Source organism: Trinickia soli, assembly GCF_002879855.1.
In the GTDB taxonomy this organism is placed as follows: domain Bacteria; phylum Pseudomonadota; class Gammaproteobacteria; order Burkholderiales; family Burkholderiaceae; genus Trinickia; species Trinickia soli.
The window spans coordinates 18,159-37,279 of sequence record NZ_PNYB01000028.1 but is presented as its reverse complement, the minus strand read 5'-3'; the positions used below and the strand labels follow the sequence as shown (position 1 = coordinate 37,279).

Annotated in this window: 19 protein-coding genes; 9 read left to right on the top strand and 10 right to left on the bottom strand. The window is 64.7% G+C overall.

What is annotated here, in order from left to right:
* Nucleotides 1–140 precede the first annotated feature (140 nt).
* Both C0Z19_RS23925 and C0Z19_RS23920 read left to right on the top strand, forming a co-directional pair.
* Nucleotides 141–1,052, top strand: coding sequence for a DMT family transporter (locus tag C0Z19_RS23925; protein ID WP_102612327.1), 912 nt, complete (start codon nt 141–143; stop codon nt 1,050–1,052).
* Nucleotides 1,053–1,337: 285 nt separating this feature from the next.
* Nucleotides 1,338–2,360, top strand: a complete 1,023-nt coding sequence (locus C0Z19_RS23920; protein WP_102612353.1) for a class I fructose-bisphosphate aldolase — start codon at nt 1,338–1,340, stop codon at nt 2,358–2,360.
* A gap of 28 nt (nt 2,361–2,388) precedes the next feature.
* On the opposite strand, the gene C0Z19_RS23915 is transcribed toward C0Z19_RS23920, so the two are convergent.
* On the bottom strand, nt 2,389–4,062 hold the full coding sequence (locus C0Z19_RS23915; protein ID WP_102612326.1) for an Nramp family divalent metal transporter: 1,674 nt from the start codon (nt 4,060–4,062) through the stop codon (nt 2,389–2,391).
* 58 nt (nt 4,063–4,120) lie between these two features.
* On the opposite strand from C0Z19_RS23915, the gene C0Z19_RS23910 reads away from it, so the two are divergent.
* On the top strand, nt 4,121–4,336 hold the full coding sequence (locus tag C0Z19_RS23910; RefSeq protein ID WP_102612325.1) for a hypothetical protein: 216 nt from the start codon (nt 4,121–4,123) through the stop codon (nt 4,334–4,336).
* 295 nt (nt 4,337–4,631) lie between these two features.
* On the opposite strand, the gene C0Z19_RS23905 is transcribed toward C0Z19_RS23910, so the two are convergent.
* A complete protein-coding gene (locus tag C0Z19_RS23905; protein ID WP_102612324.1) occupies nt 4,632–5,402 on the bottom strand; it encodes a Mut7-C RNAse domain-containing protein in 771 nt (256 codons plus the stop codon).
* 120 nt (nt 5,403–5,522) lie between these two features.
* On the opposite strand from C0Z19_RS23905, the gene C0Z19_RS23900 reads away from it, so the two are divergent.
* Nucleotides 5,523–6,401, top strand: a complete 879-nt coding sequence (locus C0Z19_RS23900; protein WP_102612352.1) for an NAD(P)-dependent oxidoreductase — start codon at nt 5,523–5,525, stop codon at nt 6,399–6,401.
* Nucleotides 6,402–6,556: 155 nt separating this feature from the next.
* Nucleotides 6,557–7,204: a LysE family translocator gene (locus tag C0Z19_RS23895; protein ID WP_102612323.1), complete on the top strand. Its 648-nt coding sequence runs from the start codon at nt 6,557–6,559 to the stop codon at nt 7,202–7,204.
* Nucleotides 7,205–7,348: 144 nt separating this feature from the next.
* Here the strand turns inward: C0Z19_RS23895 and C0Z19_RS23890 are convergent, their stop codons facing one another.
* Complete coding sequence (locus C0Z19_RS23890; protein ID WP_102612322.1) at nt 7,349–8,620, bottom strand: MFS transporter; 1,272 nt, start codon at nt 8,618–8,620, stop codon at nt 7,349–7,351.
* Nucleotides 8,621–8,716: 96 nt separating this feature from the next.
* Between C0Z19_RS23890 and C0Z19_RS23885 the strand changes: the two genes are divergently transcribed.
* Complete coding sequence (locus tag C0Z19_RS23885) at nt 8,717–9,646, top strand: LysR family transcriptional regulator (protein WP_102612321.1); 930 nt, start codon at nt 8,717–8,719, stop codon at nt 9,644–9,646.
* Here the strand turns inward: C0Z19_RS23885 and C0Z19_RS23880 are convergent.
* Nucleotides 9,640–10,896, bottom strand: coding sequence for a DUF3443 domain-containing protein (locus tag C0Z19_RS23880; RefSeq protein ID WP_102612320.1), 1,257 nt, complete (start codon nt 10,894–10,896; stop codon nt 9,640–9,642). The two genes, C0Z19_RS23885 and C0Z19_RS23880, sit on opposite strands and share 7 nt — an antisense overlap.
* Before the next feature lie 11 nt (nt 10,897–10,907).
* A complete protein-coding gene (locus tag C0Z19_RS23875) occupies nt 10,908–11,348 on the bottom strand; it encodes a DUF2844 domain-containing protein (protein WP_102612319.1) in 441 nt (146 codons plus the stop codon).
* Nucleotides 11,349–11,895: 547 nt separating this feature from the next.
* Between C0Z19_RS23875 and C0Z19_RS23870 the strand changes: the two genes are divergently transcribed.
* Nucleotides 11,896–12,339, top strand: a complete 444-nt coding sequence (locus C0Z19_RS23870; protein WP_102612318.1) for a response regulator — start codon at nt 11,896–11,898, stop codon at nt 12,337–12,339.
* A gap of 238 nt (nt 12,340–12,577) precedes the next feature.
* On the opposite strand, the gene C0Z19_RS23865 is transcribed toward C0Z19_RS23870, so the two are convergent.
* Both C0Z19_RS23865 and C0Z19_RS23860 read right to left on the bottom strand, forming a co-directional pair.
* Complete coding sequence (locus C0Z19_RS23865; protein WP_102612351.1) at nt 12,578–13,384, bottom strand: OmpW/AlkL family protein; 807 nt, start codon at nt 13,382–13,384, stop codon at nt 12,578–12,580.
* 158 nt (nt 13,385–13,542) lie between these two features.
* Entirely contained in the window at nt 13,543–14,784 is a 1,242-nt protein-coding gene (locus C0Z19_RS23860) for a DUF2957 domain-containing protein (RefSeq protein WP_102612317.1), read from the bottom strand.
* A gap of 88 nt (nt 14,785–14,872) precedes the next feature.
* Here C0Z19_RS23860 and C0Z19_RS23855 point away from each other — a divergent pair, with 88 nt between their 5' ends.
* Entirely contained in the window at nt 14,873–15,070 is a 198-nt protein-coding gene (locus C0Z19_RS23855; protein ID WP_102612316.1) for a hypothetical protein, read from the top strand.
* 517 nt (nt 15,071–15,587) lie between these two features.
* On the opposite strand, the gene argC is transcribed toward C0Z19_RS23855, so the two are convergent.
* The gene (argC, locus tag C0Z19_RS23850) at nt 15,588–16,535 is read right to left on the bottom strand and encodes an N-acetyl-gamma-glutamyl-phosphate reductase (protein ID WP_102612315.1); all 948 of its coding nucleotides are present in this window, start codon (nt 16,533–16,535) and stop codon (nt 15,588–15,590) included.
* Nucleotides 16,536–16,683: 148 nt separating this feature from the next.
* Entirely contained in the window at nt 16,684–17,292 is a 609-nt protein-coding gene (locus C0Z19_RS23845; RefSeq protein WP_102612314.1) for a YbhB/YbcL family Raf kinase inhibitor-like protein, read from the bottom strand.
* A 186-nt stretch (nt 17,293–17,478) separates the two neighbouring features.
* On the opposite strand from C0Z19_RS23845, the gene C0Z19_RS23840 reads away from it, so the two are divergent.
* Nucleotides 17,479–18,249: a response regulator gene (locus C0Z19_RS23840; RefSeq protein ID WP_102612313.1), complete on the top strand. Its 771-nt coding sequence runs from the start codon at nt 17,479–17,481 to the stop codon at nt 18,247–18,249.
* 96 nt (nt 18,250–18,345) lie between these two features.
* Here the strand turns inward: C0Z19_RS23840 and C0Z19_RS23835 are convergent, their stop codons facing one another.
* Nucleotides 18,346–19,032 carry an orotate phosphoribosyltransferase gene (locus C0Z19_RS23835; RefSeq protein WP_102612312.1) on the bottom strand — a complete coding sequence of 229 codons (687 nt, stop codon included), beginning with the start codon at nt 19,030–19,032 and terminating at the stop codon, nt 18,346–18,348.
* Nucleotides 19,033–19,121: the final 89 nt, after the last annotated feature.

Below are 19,121 nucleotides of genomic sequence, written 5' to 3'. Positions count from 1 at the left end.
AGAGAAACCGGCGCGATCACGCCGAAGCGGCGCCAACAAAACCGCAAGGATAGACAACGCGGATCGGGGCCCCGGTTGCATAGTGAAAGAGCCCGGGGCAATCCGGCCCCGCTTCGAATCGTTCGACACACATTGTTGCCATGAACCTGCTGCTCTATTTGACCACCGTGCTGATTTGGGGCACGACCTGGATCGCCATCAAGTGGCAGACCGGCGTCGTCGCGCCCCCGGTTTCGATCGCGTTCCGATTCATCCTTGCCTCGATTGTCATGCTGGCCGTCGTGCGCCTGATGCGGCGCCCGATGCGGCCGCCGCGCGCCGCCTGGCCGTTGCTGTTCGCGCAAGGACTCGCACTGTTCTGCTGCAACTTTCTGTGCTTTTACTACGCCGAACAGATTGTGCCGAGCGGTCTCGTGGCCGTCGTCTTCTCGACCGCGCCGCTGTTCAATGCCATCAACGGGCGCGTGTTCATGGGCCGTGCGCTGCAGCCGAGCGCGATCGTCGGCGCGGTCTTGGGGCTCATCGGCATCCTCTGCCTGTTTGCGCCCGAGGTGGCCGGTCATGCCGGCGACAAGACGATGTGGCTCGGTTTGGCGATAACCTTGGTCGGCACGATGTGTTTCTCGGCCGGTAATCTGCTGTCGAGCCGGATGCAGTCGATGGGCCTGCATCCAACCGTAACCAATGGTTGGGCGATGCTGATCGGCGCAACCGTGTTGACGGTCGGCAGCCTGGCGGCGGGCTTCTCGTTCCAGCCCGAATGGACGCCGCGCTATTTCGGCGCGCTGCTTTATCTGGCCATACCCGGTTCGGTGATCGGTTTTACGACATACCTGACGCTCGTCGGCCGCATCGGGCCCGAGCGGGCGGCGTACTGCACGGTGTTGTTTCCGTTCGTCGCGTTGGCCGTATCCACGGTGTTCGAGGGCTATCGATGGTCGGCGCCGGCCGCGATCGGTCTCGCGCTGGTCGTGCTCGGCAATCTGATCGCGTTCAATCTGTTTCGGCATTTTCGTTTCTTCAAATTTTCCCGCCGCGCGCCGGCGCGTTAAGCCGTGAATTAACAAGAACCCAGGTTCCGGTCCTGACCGCGGAACGGCCGCCCCGCCTGGGGTTGCCGCTCTGCGGTTTTTTTTTGGGTGAGCCTTGGGCGAGCCCTCCCGCACGATCGGCGTAATGGTGCAGGTACCTGGATTGCTTGCTCAGTCTGACGACCCAAAGCGGTCGAACGCACATCGATGGCTGGCGCCCACGCACGGCGCCGCGCACACTTGAGCGAGCGCTGCGCGCAATCCGTTGTGCGCGCGACGCGATTCTTTCGTCCCAAGGAGCAGACGATGCAAACCGAGAGCGCACTGCAATCAACGATCGACGCCATCGTGCAGGACGGTAAGGGCCTGCTCGCGGCAGATGAAAGCGGCCCCACCATCGCCAAGCGTTTCAAGACGATCGATGTCGAATCGACGGAAGCGAACCGCCGCGCCTGGCGTCACCTGCTGCTCTCGACGCCCGGCCTGAGCCAATACGTGAGCGGCGTGATTCTCTATGAGGAAACGCTCGGACAGTGCGCTGACGACGGGGAGCCGCTGCCGGCTCTGGCGGCGCGACTCGGCATCGTGCCCGGCATCAAGGTCGACACGGGCAAGATCGCATTGGCGCACGCCGAAGGGGATGAAATCACCCAGGGGCTGGACGGGTTGGCCGGCCGGCTCGAAAAGTACAAGACACAGGGCGCGCGTTTCGCGAAATGGCGCGCCGTCTACAACGTGTCGGACACGTTGCCGAGCCGGCTCGCGATCGAGGCGAACGCCGATTCGCTCGCGCGCTACGCGGCGATTTGCCAGTCGGCCGGCGTCGTGCCGATCGTCGAGCCCGAGGTGTTGATGGACGGCGATCATTCGATCGAACGTTGTGCGCAAGTGACGCAGGCGGTGTTGCACGAAGTGTTTCATGCGCTGCACCGCCATCACGTCACGCTCGAGCTGATGCTGTTGAAGCCGAGCATGGTGGTCGCCGGTAAGGCGCACGTGCGGCCGGCGAGCGTGCGCGAAGCCGGCGAACGGACGGTGGCGATCCTGGGCCGCACCGTGCCGCCAGCCGTTGCCGGCATCTACTTCTTATCGGGAGGCCAAACGCCGGAAGAAGCGAGCGCTCACCTCGATGCGATCAATCGGGTGGGACGCCGCCCGTGGCCGCTCAGCTTTTCCTACGGGCGCGCACTGCAAGAGCCGGCGCTCGCGGCGTGGCGCGGCATGGCGGCCAACGTCGAGGCGGCGCAACAGGCGCTGCTCAAGCGGGCGCGCCTGAACAGCGCGGCTGCGCGCGGCGCCTACGATGCGAGCGACGAAGCGCGCGCGTGACCGGTTGGCCAGCGGTCGGCCAGCGCATTCACTGCATCGCCATCTGCACGACTTTGACGATCACGAGTCCGACTGCGACGACGAGGTAGCCGCGCATGGCGCCCATCCAGAGACGCGTCGCGACCGTCAGTTGTGGCGGCGGCAACTCGTGCAGTGGCGGCATGCGCCAGGTGTCGCGCAACGCACGGGTCACCGCGCGCGCGGCGCCGTCCGCGAGGTTGGCCTTGTTGTTGGCCGCACCGTTGGCCGCACCGTCGCGACGTCGCATGATCGCGACGGCCGCGTAGCCGAGCGCGAACGTCAGCGTGCCGCCGACGAGAATGCCGATGATCGCCCTGGCCGAGATGTCGGGGAACACGGTCGCCGCCGTCAGAATGATCGACAACACGACGAGGACGGCGATCACGGCGCCCGTAAAGACATTGAGCCGCCTGGAGTTGGCCCAGGGACCGAGCACGGACTTGTCGTTGCACAGCAGCAGCAGGAACACCGTGGCGCTCGGCAGCAGCACGCCGGCCAGGGTCTGCACTGCTTCGGTCAGCAGGCCGAGCGGGCTGCCGGGCATCAGCACGAGCCCGGCAGCGAGCGCGATGATGACGAAGTAGACGAGATAGAACCCTTTGGCATCGGACACGCTGCGATGCAGCGAATGGCGGATGCCGAAGACATCGCCGATCGCATAAGCCGTCGACAACGACACGGCGGCCGCACCGATGATCGATGCGTCGAGCAACGCCACTGCGAAGATCGTGGCCGAGGTGCGGCCGACATACTTATGCAGCCCGGCGATGACGCCGCTCGCGTCGGTGAATTGGCCGGACTCGGCGCGCCCGTGGAACAGCGCGGCCGTGAACGCCATCATGGCGACAGCGCCGACGATCACCAGCGCGATGCCGATCCACAGATCGATCTTTTCGTACTTCATGAAGCGCGGCGTGATGCGCTTGTCGATCACGTAGCTCTGCTGAAAAAACAGCTGCCACGGTGCGACGGTCGTACCGACGATCCCGATCACGAGCAGCATGACGTCGGACAGCTTCGAATCTTTGGGCCAGGTCGGGACGAAGAAATTGTGAGCAATGATGCCGACCGGCGGATGAATCGAAACAAGCACGGGGACGAGCAGCAGGCTCAGCACGCAAAGGACGATCGCGAAGCGTTCGAAGCGGCGGAAGTCGCCGGTGCTGACGGCGGCCATCGTCAGAGCGGCTGCGATGCATACGCCGGCTATCTTCGATACACCGAGGAAATCGAGTGCAAACGTGATGCCGATGAACTCGGTCACGATCGTCAGCGCATTGAGCAGGAACAGATCGATGACGCTGAATGCGCCCCAGAATTTGCCGAAGCGCTGGAAAATCAGCCGGGCGTGCCCGACGCCCGTCACGGCGCCCAAACGCAGCACCATTTCCTGATTGACGTAAAGCACGGGGATCAACAGCGCGAGCGTCCACAACAATGTGGTGCCGTAGTTTTGCCCCGCTTGCGTGTAGGTGCCGAACGCGCCCGCGTCGTTATCGCCCACCATGACGATGAGCCCCGGGCCGAGAATCGCGAGCAACGTACGCAGGCGCGCGCCCCAATTGCGGCGCGGCGCGGTGTCGTGGTGCGCGATCGTCCCGAAGGCCCCTTTGATATCGCCGATGTGGGCGTCGTCGAGCACGGTGCGACGTGCCGGGGAGACGTTTGCAGGCGTGGACATTTTAATTTTCCTTAGTGATGCTCGATGTTCTGTCGCGTCGTCCATACGCGGCAGGCGCATGAACGTATTCATCGGCACGGCGGCAGTGACGCTTGACGCGAACGTGACCGGCGTGGTCGTGCATGGGCGCGAGCGAAACCGCTCGCGGCGTCGGGCCGATGGGCGCTTGCGTGCGCGCGAGCACACGCAGCGGCGTCCGGGCGACCCGGTGGCCATTCGAAATTCGATGCGCGAAGAAACGGGGAAAGTACTGCGATGCGCACCGTCTGCCTGAGGGCAGGACGGCGGCTAAAGGAAGAATTCAGCGAGCGTCGTGCCGATCAGGCGGAAACACTGTTCGAAGGTCGACTACTGCAACTGTCCAAGGCATATGCCCCATTTGTGGAATTGGTTGAATTTTAGTTGTTGCATCAAAGATGCGTCAATAAGCGAGTTTGGTGCCACCTCAATTTTTTCGGTCCGTCCGTACGTCCACGCGCATAGCGGCCGCGGGCGCTGACGATGCGAAGGCGCCGTCGCGCCGCGGGTGTGGAAAGCGCGCAACAGTATCGCGCCTGCGTCGAAATCCGCTAAGCCTTGGCGTCGCGTTCGCGCTGCTCCGGCACAAGCGAATCGATGAGCGTGCGCATACGCTTCCAATGGGAGCCTTCCCAGAACACACGTCGGCAGACGTCGCAGGTGACGAACTGCGCATGGCGCTCGAGCACCCCTTCGGGCGCGCGGCCCTCGGCCTGCGCTTTGTCGATTCGCCGCAGCGGCGCGTTGCATGAGAGGCAAAGCCGAAAGGCGCGAACGCTGCCGGCCAGATCGAGGCGGTCGACGATCTCGCGCAGTTGCGTTTGCGGCTTGAGCGCTCTGACGTAACAGCCGTGCGTGATCGTGCGGCGCTTGAGCAGTTCGCGGTCGCGCGTGAGGACGATGCGCTCCTGCGACGCAGCCAGCGCCTCGATTTCCGCATCGGCGAAATGGTTGTCGTACAGCGTGTCGAAGCCGGCCAGGCGAAGCAGTTGCGCGAGGCCGCCCAGATGCGCATCGGCAACGAACCGGATCGTGCGCAGCGGACGTTCGCGCACGCGCAGAAGCGGCGTTACATCGAGCGCTTCGAACTTCGGATAGACGGCTACGCGATCGCCGTCTGCCAGCACCCGGTCGAAGCCGACCGATTCGCCATTCACGAGAATCAGCTCCACCTCGGTGTGCGGCACGCCGAGCGCTTCGATCATGTGTTTCGTTGTGGCCGTATGCGCGCAAACGCTCTCGAACGCACGGCCTCGCAGCGGGCGGGCGAGAAAATCGTTCAGCTCCTCGTAAAAACGGAACGTGGCGGTTATCGGCGACATCGCACGAGTATCGCACCGACGACGCCCGCAGGTGTGCAGCGGCGCCGTGCGCACGCGTCGGCAGACCTGCCGCAATCGTGCTTTACTGCGGTTCTCGATTTTTTGGCGGAGGAATGCGCAATGGACATCGGTTTTATCGGGTTGGGCAACATGGGCCACGCAATGGTGGAGAACATGCTGAAGGCAGGCCATCGCGTGCGCGTCTGGAATCGCACGCGCGAGCGGGCAGAGCCGCTGGCGGCGCTCGGCGCGCAGATCGTCGACGAGCCGGGGGCCGCCTTCTCGGGCGACGCCGTGTTCTCGATGCTGGCCGACGATGCCGCCGTGCGCGAGGTCATCGATGCGGCGCTGCTCGACCGGGCGCCGCGTGGTCTTGTGCATGTGAACATGGCGACGGTGTCGGTTGCGTTGGCCCAGGCGCTGGCGCACGACCACGCCGCGCGTGGTCTCCACTATGTGGCCGCGCCGGTGTTGGGGCGTCCCGATGTTGCGGCGGCGGCGAAACTGACCATCATCGCGGCCGGCCCTGCCGAAGCCATCGACCGCGTGCAGCCGATCTTCGATGCGATCGGGCAAAAGACCTGGCGCATCGGTTCGCTGCCCGAACAGGCGAACGTCATCAAGCTCGCGGCCAACTTCACGCTCGCCGCGGCCGTCGAGACGCTCGGCGAGGCGGCGTCGCTCTTGAGCGCGCACGGCGTAGCGGTCACCGACTATCTCGATGTCATCACGTCGAGCGTCTTCCCGGGCCCCGTCTACGCCGGCTACGGCAAGCTTGTCGCCGAACGTCGCTACGAGCCGGCCATGTTCAAGGCGCGGCTTGGCCTGAAGGATGTCCGGCTCGCGCTCGAAGCGGCCGAAGCCACGTCCACTCCGTTGCCGCTCGGCAGCCTGCTTCGCGACAACCTGCTCGATGTCGTCGCGCACGGCGACGGCGAGAAAGACTTCGCCGTGCTCGGCGAAGTAGCCGCCCGCCGCGCGGGGCGCGCCGCGCCTTGAGGCGATCGCCCGGGCGTGATGTTGCCGGTGGCGCGGGTCGAGGATGGAGGCGCGATGGGTCGGTGGAAGCGATGCGCGCCGGCGCATGAGCAGGAGCCGGCGGTGAAACGCGCGCATAATCGTGCCTTCGCGCTTTTTACCGGAAGCTTTTCGTCATGAATTTGCACACCTGGTGGTTGTTCGTCGCCACTGTTTTCGTGATCTCCGCCATTCCTGGCCCCAACATGCTCGTGGTGATGACGCATAGTGCGCAGCACACGATGCGCCGAGCAACGGCGACGATGGCCGGATGCCTGTCGGCGCTCGTGCTCATGCTGTCGATTTCGGCCGCGGGGCTCGGCGTCTTCTTGAAGGCATGGCCCACGATGTTCGACGCACTGCGTCTGATCGGCGCGGCGTATCTGATTTATCTCGGCGTGAAGTCCTGGCGCGCGAACGTGGCCGACGCAGCGCCTGTCGCCGACGCACCGGGCCTCGATACGATACCGGGCAGGCCCGGGCGCTCGCTGGGCGCGCTCTATCGCAACGGCTTTCTCGTGGCGAGCAGCAACCCCAAGGCAATCCTGTTCGCGGCCGCGCTGCTGCCGCAGTTCATCGATGCGTCGAAGGCGACGTTGCCGCAGTTCGGCATCCTTGTCGCTACCTTCGCCGTGATCGAGGTCAGTTGGTACCTCGTCTATGCCGCGTGCGGGGCGCGCATCGGCTCCACGCTGAAAAGCGGACGCGTCGCGCGTGCATTCAATCGGCTGACGGGCGGCGTGTTCGTCGGGTTCGGCGCGATGATGGCGCTCGTGCGGCACTGATTTGTTCGAAATCGCCCCGGAAGTCGACACGAAGGGGCGATGAAGTCGGCGCACCGATCGATGGTGCAAGATCGGTCCATCGAACGCTGAGCGCTCAAGGTCCGGGTCCTGTGTGGCACGGGACTCGGCCCTTGTCGTTTCGGCTCAGTCGTGCGCGCCGGGCATCAGGCCCAGTAGGAACGCCGCACCGGCGAAGATGAGCCCGACGACGCAGACGCCGCTCCAACCCGCCGCCGCCCAGGCCGCGCCCGCAGCCGAAGCGCCCGCAGCCCCGCCGACGAAAAAGATGCCGACGAACAGCCCGTTGAGTCGTCCGCGTGCGGCCGGGTTGAGTAGGTTGATCGCCCGGCGGCCCAGCGTCTGGTCGGTGACGACGCCCGCATCGAGCGTCGCCGCGCCGACGACGAGCAGGCCGACCGCGAGTTCACGGTGCGCGGCCGGATCGAAGCCGAGCCAGCCGGCGCCGACGATCCCGCTGGCGACGAGCGCCGCGAGCATGCTCACGTGAGCCATGGCGAGCGCCGCACGGCCCAACTTCTTGTCGCCGGCCCATCCCGCGAGCGGCGTCGCCACGACGCCGGCCGCGCCTGCCAAAGCGAACCACGCGATGTCGTAAAAATTGAAATCGAACGGGCCGTGCGCGAGCCGCAGGCCGATCGCGGTCCAAAACGCGCTGAACGCACCCATCACCAACGCAGCGGAAAGCGCGCGCCGTTGCAGCACCCTCTCGCCCTTGAGCAGCGTCCACAGCGAGCGTAGCAACGCGCCATAAGTCGTCGAGACGTGCGGTGCGTGGCGCGGCAAGCGCGTCGAGAGCCCGAGCGCGAGCAGTGCGTCGGCCGCGGCTGCAACGCCGTAGAACGCGCGCCAGCCGATCGAGCCGGCGATTACGCTCGCGAGCGGGCGCGACAACAGGATGCCGAGCATGAGACCGCTCATGACGTTGCCCACGGCACGTCCGCGCCGGGCTTCCGACGCCATCGATGCGGCCATCGGCACGAGCATCTGAATGACGCTCGAACTCGCGCCGGCAAGAAAGAGTGCGGCGAGGAACACACTGCCTTGTTGCGCGAGCATCGCTATCGCCAGAAGTGCCGCACAGGCCACCAACGTGCGCACGATAAGCCGACGGTTTTCGACGAGATCGGTGAGCGGCACGAGCAGCACGAGACCGAGCGCATAGCCGAGTTGAGGCAGCATCGCGATCGCGCCTGTCAACGAGGCGGGCACGCCCAGCGAGCGCTGAATGGGACCGGTCAGCGGCTGCGCCGCGAACAGGTTCATGACGATGACGCCGGTCGCCGCGGCGAACAAGATCGTGAGCGGCGTGGTCAGCCGGTGGGGCGTCTGCCCCTCGGCCGCCGCGGGCGCGGTGGACGGACAAGTAAGCTCAGGTGAGGTGGCGGGCCGATTCATGGAGGGTCGAGCGGACGATTGAAGGAGCGCTCATCGTAGGCTCGCGCAAGTTATGCGACAATTGAAATATGTCGATATTGATTATGCGGAGTTGTTTTGAACACGCGAGACTTGCAGGCATTCGTCGAAGTCGTCGACAGTGGCTCGATGGTTCGTGCTGCGACGAAATTGCATCTGACGCAGCCCGGTTTGACGCGGCGCGTGCAGAACCTCGAAACGACGCTCGGCGTGCCGCTGCTCGACCGGCAGAGCAAGCCGATGAAGCCGACCGGCGCGGGCAAGGAGGTGTATGTGCTGGCGCGCGCGGTGCTGCGCAGCGTCGACGACTTGCTGGCCGTCGCCGCACCCGGTAGCGAGCCGGCCGGCGAACTGAAAATCGGTGTGCCGCCGTTCCTGTCGGAGTTGGCGCTCGAACAGCCGATCGATCGGCTGCGCGCGGCGTTTCCGCGCCTCACGCTGCGCGTGACGGCGGCTTGGTCGCCGACGCTGCTTGAACGGGTCATGCGGGCCGAACTGGATGCGGCGGTCGTCATGACGCCAACCTCTACCACGCTGCCCGATACGGTGACGGCGACGCTGCTTGCGGTGCAGCCTACTGTCGTCGTGGCCTCGCGTTCGTTGCCGTTGCCGCGCAAGGCGAAGCGGGGGCAGGGCGCGCCGCGGCTCACGCTGGCCGAGCTCGCGCAACATGCGTGGGTGCTCAGTCAGGATGGCTGCGGCATGCGTTCGGCGCTGAGCCGGGCGCTCGGCGCGGCGTCGCTGCGGTTCGATGTTGCGGTGGAAGCGTTCGGCTCCGAATTGCAGCTGTCGTTGGTCGCGCGCGGTGTGGGGCTGGGGATTGTCACGCCGGGCCAGCTTGCCGCGAGCGCGCACAAGGACGCGCTGCAGGTCATCGACGCGCCCGAGTTGTCAGGCGGCCTGAACGTCTGGCTCGTGCATGGCACGCTGCCGGGCCGCCTCGTGCGGCCCCTGGCATTGTTGCGCGATACGCTGGGCGAGGCGCTGGCGCAACCCGTCCGTCAATAGGCGAAGTACGGTCCCGCGCCGCCTGGCGTCGACTGTTGCTCGATGGCCGCGTAGACGTTGCGGCCATAGAAGAACGGCAGTCCCCAGTCGAACACCTGCGAACCGACGAACGCCGGCCCCGCGAATAGCGGCATGGCCGATGCGCCGCCCGAGGCCTGCCAGATCTGAGCCGCATTGCCGACGCTGAAGCTGACCGAGCTCGATACGCCATTGGTGCCGATATTGGTCGCGTTGAACTGCTCCGTCGAGCTTGGGCAGTAGTAGCTCTGATTCGGGCTGGCGCAGGCCGGCATTTGATTGGTCGCGAAAAACAGGCCCGTCGAGCCGCTGTCGATGATGCTGCCGGAGTAGGTCGTGCCGTTTTCCATCGTCGTAAACACGCCGCGCATCGAATCGACACCGATCACCTGCGCCGTCGCGGCGAGCGCGTTGTCGCTTTGCGTGCCGATGCCGAACACCAACTGCCCGGTGACGCTCGTCGCGCTGCCGCTCGGTACTGCGGGCAGGCTGACGATCACCCCGTTGCCGTCGACACCGAAGTACGGCACCGGATTGGCGACCTGCCGCGCTTCGGCGATGGCGGTCGGTGCGCAACTGGCGCCGGTGCAGGCGTAGTAGGTGCCCGCGATCGCCTGATTGGCGCAGGCTGCGCCGCAGTCGTGCTTGAACACGCCGATCCCGAGAATGCCGTTGGCGGCGAGCGCGTTCGGCGTGTTGCGGGCAGCGCCCGTGTTCGAGCAACTCGTGGGCACGGCTGCGTAGTTCGGGTCGATGACCTGGACCGGCAGCGACGCTGCTCGCTCGCCGGCGATCTGCACATCGGCGATACGCACGGAGCCCCAGGTGTAGCCGTCGAAGAACTGCATGCACTCGGCCAGCGCGCCGCCCGCTGCGTTAGTCTGCTGCGGCAACGCGACGGAGGCCGGCAGTTGCGATGCGAACACGCGCAAGCCCCACGATCCCGTGTCGACCAGCACGTGATCGATCGTTTGGCAGCTTGCCGCGCCTGGCGTGCAGACGGTGACGCTGACGAACGGCATGTTGGGCACGCCGGACACGCCGTGATCGACGGTGATCGTTGCGACATTGGCGGTTGCTGCCGACGTCGCGGGAGCCGGCGCTTGAGTGGACGTGTTGCTGACCGAAGACGCCGCGCCCGAGCCTCCGCCCCCGCCGCAGGCCGCGGTCAGGCAGGCGAGCACGAGCGCCGTCGCGAATTTGACGGTCTTTGAAAATGAGTGTCGAAACATCGTTCGTACCCCTAACGAACGACGGCGGCGTCGACGCCGGCCGGCAACGCTTGCGGCAAATACGCGTGACCCGCGAACGCGCGCAGGTGTCCGCCCGAGTAGACGACCAGGTCGCTCGCCGAAACCGCGAGTGGCCCGGCGCCGCGTGTCGGGCTGGCATTCGCGAATCGATCGAACGAAGCGCCGAGGGTCGTTTTCAGGTCGGGCAGTGTGGGGCCCTCCCAGGCGACGCCGAACACGACGCCGTTCGCGCCCACGTATTCGCGTACCACGGTGCCCGAGGGGAGAGTAATCGTATGAACGATGTAGGCGGCATGCACGTTACTTGCGTGCGCAATGGCAGAGAGGCGGGCGGCGTCGGTGGCGATGCTGTCGAAGTGCTGGCCGAGGGCTGCTTCGGCTGCCGGTGGGGCTACGACACCGGCTGCGGCGAGCCCAACGGCGATTGCCATTGCGCCCGAATAAATATGCGATTTCACTGCTTTTCCTTCGCTGATGAGGCACCGGAGAACCGGTAGATCCATCGACATCGTGCGTACCATCGGTGCGGGTCCGTGCGCATCCCGGTCGGGCGCCGCCTCCGCGCTGCGGGTGCGATGTCGTAACAGTCGGAAGAACGGTCGTGGAACGCGGATCTTTAGCCCTATTCGTCGCACCTCGGCGCGCAGTGGCGGCACTTTGGGGAACGGGGGCGGGACATGCAGCGTGGCGGGTAGCGTTCGACCCGCGCAGTGCGGTCGTTGCGCAGCAAGGGATGCGACCGATTTTCGGGGCGGTGTCTCGTTTGAAGCGGATGGAAGAGAGGGCGCGTTGCCGCACCGTTGAAAAAAATTTTGCCTATGTGAGCAGAAACCCTTATTTTTAACCCAGCGCTGAACTCGTTCTCCAAACGCTCGTTTGATTGAGGTGCAGGACATCCGTGATACTGCGAATCATCGTACAAAACGCTGTGCCGATCCGGGCGAACCGTAATGAGCTCCGTGCAACGAGGATGAAGCAATGAAATCCGATTGGGACGGTGCACACGAAGCAGTCGTGCACGGGACGGACGAGCCCGGCGAGCCCACGAGCGCCAGCCCGCGCAAGCGCGTGCTGATCGCCGACCCTGACGACGCAGCGCGCCGCATGCTCGTCAATCTGGTGGAGAGCCTGGGCTACGTGGCCGTAGCGGCGCGCTCGACGGAAGAGGCGCTGGAAGCGGCGCGGCTTGCACTGCCAGACGCGGCGCTGATCGATATCGGCGCGCCGATGCTGGAGGGCTTGCCCGCGGCACGATGCATGCGAGAGGTGGCGGGACAGTCCGCCATGTTATTGATTGCGCTGACCGGTTGGGGTCAACCGCAGTATCGCGAAATGGCGCTGGCTGCCGGATACGATGTGCATCTCGTCAAACCGGTGGGCGTCGATCAGCTGGGTTTCCTGCTGTCGATGACACTTGCGTGACAATCCGCCTCGTCAGGCGGAATGTTGTGCCACGGCAACGAGCTTCGGGAGTGGTTGGATAGATCGTGTTGCATTGCATCTAAGGGTTTGCTAGAGTGGACTTGTCTCCTCCATGTCTCCTCTGATATGGATTCAGCCCGCCACCTAGGCGGGCTTTTTTTTAGCCATGGCCCCGCGCCCGTGGGCGCCGTCGGGCATGGGCCGCCGCCTGGTACGCCGGTCGAGCGTGCCGCTCTCGTCAGAATTTGTACGACAGTGCCACGTAAGTGATGATCGGGTCGGCCGTCAACTGTGCCTGCGTCGTCCCTAGCAGGGTGCCGTCGGCCGCGCGCACATAGACCGTCGAGCGCGACTTGAGCGGAATGTAGGTGACGGACGCGCTCACGCCCCAATGCTGCGAGAAGTCGTACGAAGCCCCGGCATTGAAGACGGGCGCCCAGGACGGCGACGCCTTCGCCGACACGCTCGTCACACCAGGGCGGGCGGCACCGGCGGCGAGCACCGAGCCCAGATTGTTCTGCGTCGACGTGATGAAGTTCGGGTTCAGTTTGAGATTCGTAAAGAAGTTGTATGACACGCCTACGCCGACAAATGGCCTGAAGCGCGCCGTCGCCGAATTGAAGTAGTACTGGATCATCATCGCCGGACTCCATTGGCGAACGCTCTTGACGATCGGTTCGTTCGACGGATCGTCAAGGTTCTCGGTCCCGAGCGCGCCTGCCGGGCCCGGCGGCACGATCGACCCATGGCCTTTGATCTTGAAGGTCGGGGGCACGCCGGCCACGGTCGTCACCGCGACATGGTCGGTCAGGAAGTGACTGAAGACGAGACCGAGCGTGTCCGCATTGTTCGTCGACAGCCCCGTGCCGGAGGAAGTAAACGCACTAGGCAGCCGCAGCGGCGTATCGATCGGCTGCGGCGTGACATAGGTGGTCATCGGCGTACTCGAATCTTGCGGCATGATGTGAAACCACCCGAGCGAGACGACATTGTCGCCGGCCTTTTGCGCGTTCGCGCCGCCTGCGAACGTGCCGAGCAGCGCCATGCATGCGGCGCGGACGCGCTTCGTGCTGTTATTGCTGATCTTCATGTTTCCTCCCTGTCTTCGTTCTTTTGTGCGATCGCGCGCTGCCCTACCGCCATCGGGCGGGCGGCGCGGCGCATGGGCCGCCTTTGCGTCGTATTGCGCTTGGCCTCACGTCGTCATTGGACGAATGCGTTGATGGTGAAATACGGCGCCGAGTTTTCGTTGTAGAGGTAGCCGAACACGCCGCCCGTGAAAATGAGCTTGCCCGTGGCTGCGGTGGACGAAGCGGTACTGACGGCGGATAACACGACGCCCGGCACGGCGTTGGCGAAGCTCAGATTGAGCGGCGTTGCCAGCGACGCATTCGATGCCTGATACGGGTCGAGCATCGTGGCTTCGGTGCCTTCGAGTGCGGTGGCGCGGTAGGCGAACTGACTATCGACGCCGATGTATTGGCCGTTCTGCGTGTCGACGGCAATCGGCGTTTGCGGCGCGAGTATCGAAATGCCCGATTCGTCGTCGGCCTGGAGCGTCGACGGGTTCGCATAGCCTGTTCTGATCAGGATCGGCACGAGTTGATTGCGCAACTTGCCGACGATCATGTAGCCCTTGCCGGCAGGGACGACCGCATTGGTGGCCTTCGCCTGGCTTTGGAAGTTGTCGCTTTCGAACGCACCGCTGCCGTCGCTCGACTGCGCCCAATCGCTTCCGGCCTGCTGGGTCTTGCCTGCGTTGACGCCGACGTTGTCGGTTTCGCTCCAGGTGCCATCGGCGTGGATGACGATTTTGGCGTCGACGGGCACCGTCGCATAGTTCTGCGAAGGGATGATGTGATAGCCCAACTGGTTATAGGTGCCCGCCACATTCGCGAGATTCGTTTCGATCGACGAAAAGCCGATAAACGGGAAGTACGGGAATTTGTTGTCCGGTACAGCGCCGAAGCCGACTACACCGTTGTATTGGATCTCCTTGCCGGGAATCGTGCCGCCCAGCACCCCCTGCCCGACGAAAATACGTGCGGGCTTGTTCGGGTCGAGGCTGGCGCCCTGCAGATAGAACGCACATTCGTTCTGCTTCTGCGTCGGCAGCAGCGTCTCGGGCGCGAGCGTGCCGCTTTGCGACGTGCCGGCACGCGAGGGCGACACGGTGCCTGTCGTCGCGGGGATCGCCGATTCGACGTAAGTCACCTGCCAGGTCATCTTCGTCGTATCGATCTGCATCTTGACGAGCTCGCCGTCACCGCCGCCGCCCGTGAACACGGTGTTGTAATCGAGCGAAGCCGGGCAGAGCCGGTCTGCAACCGCAGCAGAGCTGCCGCCGGCCGCGCCGCTAGTGCCGCCGCCGCCGCCGCATGCGGTCAGGAAAGGCGCGACGAGCGTCAGCGTCAAAAGAGCGTTGAAAGGGGCGTTCCGGGTCATGACGTTCCTCCAGGCTTTATCGTTATCGGGCGGCCGGCTCCCCGTCGGCTGCCGCTTGATTTGATTCGTACTGCTAACTGATTCCGATGTGTCGTTTGTTTCCTCCTTCCGCGGTGCGCACGCGTTGCCCGCAGCCGGCGGCGGCAACGCGCGCGCCGGCAGTGTTCCAAACAGTCGGTCGATCGGGGAAGAAGAAGGCGGCATGCAGCAGCCATCGAGCGGCGGCGGCTGTGCCGCGCTCGTCGTCGGAGCGGCGTGGGTGTCGCCGCTCGTCTCCCTGATCTGATCTCGTTATGCGGCATAATTTCCTCGCGCATTTATTTTGTGTCAATTGATAAAGCCGTCTAAAAAAGCCAATTCAAAAAACGACGCATCAATCAAAGCAAAGCGAGATAAGGGGAGCGGCGCGATATTGAAACAAAAACAGCGTTTCAAGCGGATGCATGCAAAGGCCGGTCTGGCACGATCCTGCACACGGTTTGCCGGAGGGCGGGGGCGTGGGGCGAAGCGGTGGTTGCCCGCCGCTGGCAAGCGCAATCGGAAAGTTGTGCGCTCAACGATCCATGAATCTGATCGATAACGCAGTTATTGCTGAATGCCCGTCGGAGGGATAAGGGAAATGTAAGTGATTGGAAAGCCATGCGCCGTTCATGGCGATGCCGCTATTCGAAGCATGCAATCCGCTATTGCGATGCAGCCTTGCGCTGCATGAGGCCGGAGTCAGGCGCTAAAGCGCCATCTCAGTACCATAAAAAAAGCCGGCATTGCTGCCGGCTTCATCAAGCATTCGTTGGGTGAGCCGATCAGCGCTGCAGCCCGGCTTGTTCGTCGGCGCCTATGCTCAGATTCATGCATTGGATGGCCGCGCCCGATGCCCCCTTGCCGAGGTTGTCGAGCCGCGCGACGGTGACGAAACGCTCTTCATTGCCGAACACGAACAGGTCGACGCGGTTGGTGTCGTTGTTGGCCTGCACGTCGAAGAAACCGCCGTCGAGATTGTCTTCGGCATCGAACGGCGCGACGCGGACGAACGCTTCGCCGGCATAGTATTCGGCGAACACGGCCTGAACGTCGCGCGGGCTCACGCGCTTGGCCAGTTGGTTCGGCGAAAAGTACGTAGTGACGGCCAAGCCTTTATAGAACGGCCCGACGATCGGGGTGAAGATCGGTGCGGCGCGCAAGCCCGTATGGGCCGCCATTTCGGGCAGATGCTTGTGGCCGAGCGCGAGCGCGTAAGGACGCGGGCTTTGCAGCTTCGGGTTCGGTTCGCCTTCGTAGTCGGCGATCATCTTCTTGCCGCCGCCGCTGTAGCCCGTGATCGAGTGGCTGTGCGCGGCGAAATCGGCCGGGACGAAGCCGGCATCGACGAGCGGACGCATGGCCAGCACGAACGCGGAAGCGTGGCAGCCCGGCACGGCGATGCGCTTGGCCGTACGCAGGCGCTCGCGCTGCGCATGCGTGAGTTCGGGCAGGCCGTACGCCCAATCGGCGTGCGTGCGAAATGCCGTGCTGGCGTCGATCAGCACCGTGTTCGCGTTCTCGACGAGGCTGGCCGACTCGCGCGAGGCGACGTCCGGCAAGCAGAGGAACGTCACGTCGGAAGCATTAATGAGCCGGCGCCGTTCGTCCAGATCCTTGCGCTTCGATTCCTCGATGCGGAGCACTTCGACGTCGGTGCGGCGCGACAGGTATTCGAAAATCTTCAGACCCGTCGTGCCTTCCTGTCCGTCGACAAAAACTTTCGTGCTCATTTCGATCTCGCTATGGCCGGTTGAGATGGCGCCTGCTTCGGCGCGAAAAGCATGATTTTAAGGGTTAACGGGAGTTGCGGTGAAATTTCGACGCGAGGCGGCAGGTTGCCGCCAGAAGCCGGCTGAACGCGCAAGCGCGGCGAGCGGCTCAGCGCCCGTACGTGACCGTCAATCGGGCTTTTGCGAGCACCGACGTATTGATCTCGTGATCGAACATCAGTGCATGGCGCGCCGGCCCCAGGCGCAAGTCCGCCGTATTCAGCGCGAAGACCGTGACCACATAGCGGTGCGGTTTGCCCGCCGGCGGGCAAGGTCCGCCGTAGCCGGCGTCGCCGTAATCGTTGCGCGCCTCGATCGCGCCCATCTTCTTCAGGACGCCCGACGCGCTCGCATTCGCGGGCAACGAATCGACGTTGTTCGGGATTTCGGCGACGGCCCAGTGCCACCAGCCCGGGCCGGGGGCGTCGGGGTCGAACATGGTAACGGCGAAACTCTTCGTTCCCGCCGGCGCGTTGCGCCACGACAACTGCGGCGAGATGTTGGCGCCCTTGCAGTCGTCCTTGTCGTAGACCTGCGCGTTGCCGACGGCCGCGCCGTCGTGCAAATCGCGGCTCGTCACGGAGAAGACCGCTTGCGCCGAGGCTTGACTCGTGCCCGCGGCCAGCAATGCGATGCAGAGCGAACCGAAGCCGAGCACCGCTCGCCCAGGCGATCGCCCGGCGAGAATCGATGCGACGACTTCGCTAAAAAGGAGCATGAGCCGATTCCCCGGTCGACGGCGAGAGCAGACGGATACAGACGGATGCAGACAGACGTTTCAACGGCCCATTTTTTGCCCAAGGCGCGCCGTAACGCGGTAGCCAGTCTAACATCGGCGCCCCTTGCTCGTGGCGCCCGATCGCCTTCCGGCGCCACGCATAACGTCAATCGTCATCGATCCCAAATGAGCGAATCAACCGCAACCCTTCCCACTCACGCCGTGCAGACGGTGCGGGCCACCCGCGTCGTCGTCGCCGACGATCATCCGCTCTTCCTGCTCGGCGTGCGCCATGCGCTCGACGCGTTCGGCGACATCGACCTGCTTGGCCAGGCACGCCAATCGACCGAACTCGTGGACACGCTGCGGCGCGTGCCCGCCGATGTCGTCGTGACCGATCTCTCCATGCCCGGGGGGCGGTACGGGGATGGCCTCGTACTGATCGGCTATTTGCGACGGCATTTTCCCGACCTTCGTATCGTCGTGCTGACGATGCTCGGCAACGCCGCGCTGCTGCGGCGCCTGTTCGATGCGGGGGCGGTGACGGTCGTCGGCAAATGCGACGATCTCTCGCATATCGGGCTGGCCGTGCGCCACGCGATGCGCGGGGTTCGGCATATCAGCCCGTCGTTGCGGGCGGCGCTGGATCGGGCCGCTGCGGGGCGCGGCGGCATGCCGGGTGCGCCGGCCTTGTCGTCGCGGGAGATCGAAGTGGTCCGCCTGTTCGCGTCGGGGCTCAGCGTCAGCGAGATCGGCGCGCGGTTCAATCGCAGCATCAAGACGATCAGCTCGCACAAGATGTCGGCGCTGCGCAAGCTCGGATTGACGGGCGATGCCGAGTTGATCGAGTACGCGCGGGCGAGCGGATTGGCCCATCCGGGACTGGCCCGCCGTGAGCCGGCGCACCGGCGCGGTCGTGGCGGATGTCATCTGCCGGGGAGCGGGAGGGCGGCATAGCCGAAAAAACGAACGGCGCTCGCATAGCGCGTAGGCGAGCGCCGGTTGGCACGCGCGAGGCTGGCGGCCTCGCGCATCGACTGCGATGATGTCGCGTTACTGCGGCGTGGCGGTCGCACCGCCGTGCGCGGCCGACCAATCCGCCGGCGCATGCAGGAACTTCTCGACTTCGTCGAGCGTTTTCGTATCGAAGTAGCCCGCCGCCTTGGCGACGCGCAGCACGTCCCACCAGGTGGCCAGCGCGTGCAGATCGACGTCGATGTCCTTCAGGACCGACACGCTTTCCTTGAAGATGTTGTAGTGAAACAGCACGAAGCAATGATTCACGCTCGCGCCGGCCGTGCGCAGCGCGTTGATGAAGTTGATCTTGCTGCGGCTGTCCGTCGTCAGATCTTCGACGAGCAGCACGCGCGAGCCTTCTTCGAGGTGGCCCTCGATCTGCGCGTTGCGGCCGAAACCCTTCGGCTTTTTGCGCACGTATTGCATCGGCAGCATCATGCGATCGGCGATCCAGGCCGCGAACGGAATACCGGCCGTTTCGCCGCCGGCGACGGCGTCGATCTGCTCGTAGCCGACATCGCGCAGGATCGTCGTTTCGGCCATCTCCATCAAGGCGCGGCGCACGCGCGGGTACGAAATCAACTTGCGGCAGTCGATATAGACCGGACTTGCCCAGCCGGAGGTGAAGATGAACGGCTTGTCGGCGTTGAAATGCACGGCTTGCACTTCGAGCAGAATCTTGGCGGTCGTATCGGAGATCGTTTGGCGATCGAAGCCTGTCATAAGTCAATCCTTGGATGATGGGCGTGAGGCGGGCGGCTTGCCCGTGGCGCAGGCCTCGTTGCTGCTTGTTTGCTGCGCGCGTGGGCCAG

What these genes read in the sequence shown, in the direction of transcription:
- C0Z19_RS23925 (WP_102612327.1), top strand. Translation starts at nt 141, where the DNA reads ATGAACCTGCTGCTCTATTTGACCACCGTGCTGATTTGGGGCACGACC.
- C0Z19_RS23920 (WP_102612353.1), top strand. Translation starts at nt 1,338, where the DNA reads ATGCAAACCGAGAGCGCACTGCAATCAACGATCGACGCCATCGTGCAG.
- C0Z19_RS23915 (WP_102612326.1), bottom strand. Translation starts at nt 4,062, where the DNA reads ATGTCCACGCCTGCAAACGTCTCCCCGGCACGTCGCACCGTGCTCGAC.
- C0Z19_RS23910 (WP_102612325.1), top strand. Translation starts at nt 4,121, where the DNA reads ATGAACGTATTCATCGGCACGGCGGCAGTGACGCTTGACGCGAACGTG.
- C0Z19_RS23905 (WP_102612324.1), bottom strand. Translation starts at nt 5,402, where the DNA reads ATGTCGCCGATAACCGCCACGTTCCGTTTTTACGAGGAGCTGAACGAT.
- C0Z19_RS23900 (WP_102612352.1), top strand. Translation starts at nt 5,523, where the DNA reads ATGGACATCGGTTTTATCGGGTTGGGCAACATGGGCCACGCAATGGTG.
- C0Z19_RS23895 (WP_102612323.1), top strand. Translation starts at nt 6,557, where the DNA reads ATGAATTTGCACACCTGGTGGTTGTTCGTCGCCACTGTTTTCGTGATC.
- C0Z19_RS23890 (WP_102612322.1), bottom strand. Translation starts at nt 8,620, where the DNA reads ATGAATCGGCCCGCCACCTCACCTGAGCTTACTTGTCCGTCCACCGCG.
- C0Z19_RS23880 (WP_102612320.1), bottom strand. Translation starts at nt 10,896, where the DNA reads ATGTTTCGACACTCATTTTCAAAGACCGTCAAATTCGCGACGGCGCTC.
- C0Z19_RS23875 (WP_102612319.1), bottom strand. Translation starts at nt 11,348, where the DNA reads ATGGCAATCGCCGTTGGGCTCGCCGCAGCCGGTGTCGTAGCCCCACCG.
- C0Z19_RS23870 (WP_102612318.1), top strand. Translation starts at nt 11,896, where the DNA reads ATGAAATCCGATTGGGACGGTGCACACGAAGCAGTCGTGCACGGGACG.
- C0Z19_RS23865 (WP_102612351.1), bottom strand. Translation starts at nt 13,384, where the DNA reads ATGGCGCTGCTCGGCACGTTCGCAGGCGGCGCGAACGCGCAAAAGGCC.
- C0Z19_RS23860 (WP_102612317.1), bottom strand. Translation starts at nt 14,784, where the DNA reads ATGACCCGGAACGCCCCTTTCAACGCTCTTTTGACGCTGACGCTCGTC.
- argC (WP_102612315.1), bottom strand. Translation starts at nt 16,535, where the DNA reads ATGAGCACGAAAGTTTTTGTCGACGGACAGGAAGGCACGACGGGTCTG.
- C0Z19_RS23845 (WP_102612314.1), bottom strand. Translation starts at nt 17,292, where the DNA reads ATGCTCCTTTTTAGCGAAGTCGTCGCATCGATTCTCGCCGGGCGATCG.
- C0Z19_RS23840 (WP_102612313.1), top strand. Translation starts at nt 17,479, where the DNA reads ATGAGCGAATCAACCGCAACCCTTCCCACTCACGCCGTGCAGACGGTG.
- C0Z19_RS23835 (WP_102612312.1), bottom strand. Translation starts at nt 19,032, where the DNA reads ATGACAGGCTTCGATCGCCAAACGATCTCCGATACGACCGCCAAGATT.